The sequence below is a fragment of the Sphingomonas bacterium genome, assembly GCF_903643065.1.
Lineage (GTDB): Bacteria > Pseudomonadota > Alphaproteobacteria > Sphingomonadales > Sphingomonadaceae > Sphingomonas.
In genome coordinates, this window is sequence record NZ_CAHJWX010000324.1 from 1 (window position 1) to 3,503 (window position 3,503).

At 69.8% G+C, this 3,503-nt stretch carries 5 protein-coding genes; 4 read left to right on the forward strand and 1 reads right to left on the reverse strand.

Annotation, left to right across the window (positions count from 1 at the left end):
• The 3 genes from HUU95_RS11290 to HUU95_RS11300 form a co-directional block, all read left to right on the forward strand.
• On the forward strand, window positions 1–552 hold a 552-nt coding region (locus HUU95_RS11290), incomplete at its 5' end, for a DUF2171 domain-containing protein (protein ID WP_174280201.1).
• Between the two features lie 94 nt (window positions 553–646).
• Window positions 647–1,003: a hypothetical protein gene (locus HUU95_RS11295; RefSeq protein WP_174280202.1), complete on the forward strand. Its 357-nt coding sequence runs from the start codon at window positions 647–649 to the stop codon at window positions 1,001–1,003.
• A gap of 1 nt (window position 1,004) precedes the next feature.
• Window positions 1,005–1,331 carry a putative quinol monooxygenase gene (locus HUU95_RS11300; protein WP_174280203.1) on the forward strand — a complete coding sequence of 109 codons (327 nt, stop codon included), beginning with the start codon at window positions 1,005–1,007 and terminating at the stop codon, window positions 1,329–1,331.
• A gap of 320 nt (window positions 1,332–1,651) precedes the next feature.
• Here HUU95_RS11300 and ypfJ read toward each other — a convergent pair whose 3' ends face one another.
• On the reverse strand, window positions 1,652–2,578 hold the full coding sequence (gene ypfJ / locus HUU95_RS11305; protein ID WP_174280204.1) for a KPN_02809 family neutral zinc metallopeptidase: 927 nt from the start codon (window positions 2,576–2,578) through the stop codon (window positions 1,652–1,654).
• Between the two features lie 87 nt (window positions 2,579–2,665).
• On the opposite strand from ypfJ, the gene HUU95_RS11310 reads away from it, so the two are divergent.
• The gene (locus HUU95_RS11310) at window positions 2,666–3,436 is read left to right on the forward strand and encodes a 3-hydroxybutyrate dehydrogenase (protein WP_174280205.1); all 771 of its coding nucleotides are present in this window, start codon (window positions 2,666–2,668) and stop codon (window positions 3,434–3,436) included.
• Window positions 3,437–3,503 lie beyond the last annotated feature (67 nt).

Genomic DNA, 3,503 nt, shown 5'->3' on the forward strand with positions numbered 1-3,503 from the left:
GACGATCGCGGCTTCGCGGCGCGCGCGGGCGACGAGGTGCGCTCCTGGTTCGGCGACGAGCAGGCCGAACGCCGCCGCGAACAGGACGCGCGCGACGGGGAGCGTGGCGGCGCGCGTGGCGGGCACGAGCATTACCATGACTGGCGCGACCAGCAGGTCCGCCAGTTCGACCGCGACTATCAGGAATATCATCAGGAAAACCGGCAGAAGTTCCACGACGAGTTCTCGTCCTGGCGCACCGAGCGGCAGGGCCAGCGCGACCTGCTGGGCAAGGTGAGCGAGCATCTGGAAGTCGTGGGCAGCGACGGTGAGCATGTCGGCACGGTCGACAAGGTGCGCGGCGACCGCGTGATCCTGACCAAGAACGACGTCGACGCGGGCGGGCGGCACCACAGCTTCCCGTCGCGCTGGATCAGGTCGGTCGACGGCAAGGTCGTGGTGACCAGGACCGCCGCCGAGGCCAAGCAGCACTGGCAGGACGAGGAACGCCAGGGCGCGATGTTCGGCGGCCAGGACCGCGACCCCGGCGCGGGCGGCACCGGCACCTATTGAGCCCATGGCTCATCGCGAAGGGCCCGGCGGCGACGCCGGGTCCTTTCGGCGAACGGGCAGGCGTCGTCACGGCCTGCCAGGCAGGAGATCGCCGGTGACATCGTTCTTCCTCGCCGTTCCCGCGCTCGCGACCGTCTACGGACCCGCCGACTCGATCCGGCTGGCAAAGGGCAGCCGGGTGGCCAGGCCTGGTCGCTTCGGCGCGTCACCGGCCGGATATCTCCGGGCAAGCATGTCGTGTTCGACGGCGCGGTGGTCGAGCGACCGATCGCGGTCGAGGTCGCCCGCCGTCCCGATCACCTCGCGCTGGCAGCACGAGGTGGACGTGACGCTGGCGAGCCAGTTCGTCAGCGCCGATCGACGGGCGCGCCAGCCTAGCGACGCCATGCGTGTTGGCGGCGGCTTCGCGCCGCGCATCATCCAGGTGTTGCCACCAAACGACGGGATTTAAGATGACCCAGACGCCTGCCCTGCTGATCTACACCAGCTATCGCCTCCTTCCCGACAACACGGAAGCGTTCCGGGCGCTCGCGCTGCGCATGGCGACCGCGGCGCGCGGGCGTGACGGCTGCGCCTTTCTCGACGTCGCGCAGGATGCCGCCGACCCGGCGACCTTCCGGCTGATCGAGGGCTGGCGCGACCAGGCGGCCCTGGATGCCCATGGCGCCAGTGACGAGTTCCAGGCCGTGATGAAGGAGGCCGGGGCGCTGAAAGTGGTTGACCGGTCCATCGACCTGTATTCGGTCGCGGACAAGAAGACGGTCGGCCTGCCCTCCTAATCGAGGAGAGCCGCGAGTGGCGGGTTGACGTCGAACGACACGATCGTGCCAGCTAATAATCGCAGTGTTGGCGGCGGGCTCAAGACGGGGCGTCGATGATCCTCCCCAACTTCACCGGTAGGACTGCTATCGGCTGCGATACTGAAGTGCCGCCAACCCTACGGTTGACGGCCCTTCGTTCGACTCGCTGTCGCGGCAAGGGTGACGGGTCTGCGCCACGCGTTCGAACACCGCCTCGCCTTCGCGTCGCTGACGGTAGGCCGCCATCCGAACTCGCGCGTCGCATGCGTTTTCGCCCATCTCGGGTGATCCCGTCCCGGTCAGATCGCGCCGCTGAACGTGTCGCACCGCGCCGGGTCGCCCGTGTCGAGCCCTTGCTTGAGCCAGTGCATCCGCTGCGCCGAGGTGCCGTGGGTGAAGCTGTCGGGGACAACACGGCCCTGGCTTTCCTCCTGCAACGTGTCGTCGCCGATCGCGTGCGCGGCGGTCATGCCCTCTTCGATGTCGCCCGGATCGAGCCGGTCGCGGTTGTTCGCTGCCCAGACGCCGGCGAAACAGTCCGCCTGCAGTTCCAGCCGGACCGACGCGGCGTTGCCCGCGCGCTCGTCGCCACGCTGCTCCATGTCGCGGACCTTGTCCGACGTGCCGAGCAGATTCTGGATATGGTGGCCGAACTCGTGCGCGATCACGTAATCCTGCGCGAAGTCGCCCGAGGCGTGGAAGCGGTTCTGCAATTCGGCGAAGAAGCTCGTGTCCAGATAGATGCCCTGATCCTGCGGGCAGTAGAACGGGCCCATCGCCGATTGCGCGGCGCCGCAGCCGGACTGGCCATTGCCCGAGTAGAATTGCAGATTGGGCTTCTCGAACCGCTTGCCCTCGCGCTGGAAGATCGCCGCCCAGGTGCGCTGCGCCGACTCGAAGGCGTTGCAGGCGGCCTTGCTGCTCGCATCGACCGCGCAGGCCTGCGCCACCGAGTTGCCCGTCCCGCTCGCCGGCCGCGTCGCCACCGGCGCGCTGCCGCCAACCAGCCCGCCCAGGCTGTTCAGCCCACCGCCGAACACCGCGAACAGGATCAGCACCACCGCGATGCCGCCACAGCCGAAGCGGCTGCCGATCAGCGGCAACAGCCCGAACAACAGGCCGCCACCGCTCCCGCCACCCCCGCCAAAGCCGAACCCGCCGCCGCCGCCCTGGCCGCGCTGGTCGCCGACGTTGATGTCGTTGGGGTCGAAATCGTCGAGCCGCATGCCGCTTGTCCTGCTTCGTTGCGGCCGTCTAACCCGCCGCGCCGGCGCCGGGTTGCACGCGCGCGGCGTCCGCGCCATGCCGGAGCGATGAGCTTCCTCACCGGCAGGACCGCGATCGTCACCGGCTCCACCTCCGGCATCGGCCTCGCCTATGCCCGCGCGCTCGCGGCGCAGGGCGCGACGGTGGTGATCAACGGCTTTGGCGAGGCGGGCGCGATCGAGGCGATCCGCGCCGAGCTGGGTGGGCTGTACGACCCCGCCGACATGACCCGGCCGGCCGAGATCGCGGCGATGGTCGAGCGCGCGGTCGCCGCGACCGGCTCGGTCGACATCGTCGTCAACAATGCCGGAGTCCAGCATGTCGCGCCGATCGCCGACTTCCCCGTCGAACGCTTCGACGCGATCATCGCGATCGTGATGTCGTCCGCCTGGCATCTGATTCGCGCCGCGCTGCCGCGCATGCGCGAGCGCGGCTGGGGCCGGATCATCTCCACCGGCTCGGCGCACTCGCTCGTCGCCAGCCCCAACAAGAGCGCGTACATCATGGCCAAGCATGGGCTGGCGGGGCTGACCAAGACGGTGGCGCTGGAATGCGCGCGCGACAACGTCACCTGCAACCTCGTCTCGCCCGGCTATGTCTGGACGCCACTGGTCGAGAACCAGATCCCGGACACGATGCGCGCGCGCGGGCTGACCCGCGAGCAGGTGGTGGACGACGTGCTGCTCGCCGCGCAGCCGACCAAGCGCTTCGTCACGCCGGAGGAGGTGGCGGCGCTGGGCGTGTTCCTGTGCCGGGAGGAGGCGCGGTCGATCACCGGCGCCAACCTGCCGGTCGACGGCGGCTGGACGGCCGCATGAGTGCGTTTTGCCTGGCACTGCTCGCCGCCGCGCGGCCGGCGCCCTGCGTCGCGCCCTCGCCATGGCG

Excerpts from the sequence above, each read along its gene's own strand:
- HUU95_RS11300 (WP_174280203.1), top strand. The coding sequence starts at position 1,005 with ATGACCCAGACGCCTGCCCTGCTGATCTACACCAGCTATCGCCTCCTT.
- HUU95_RS11310 (WP_174280205.1), top strand. The coding sequence starts at position 2,666 with ATGAGCTTCCTCACCGGCAGGACCGCGATCGTCACCGGCTCCACCTCC.
- ypfJ (WP_174280204.1), bottom strand. The coding sequence starts at position 2,578 with ATGCGGCTCGACGATTTCGACCCCAACGACATCAACGTCGGCGACCAG.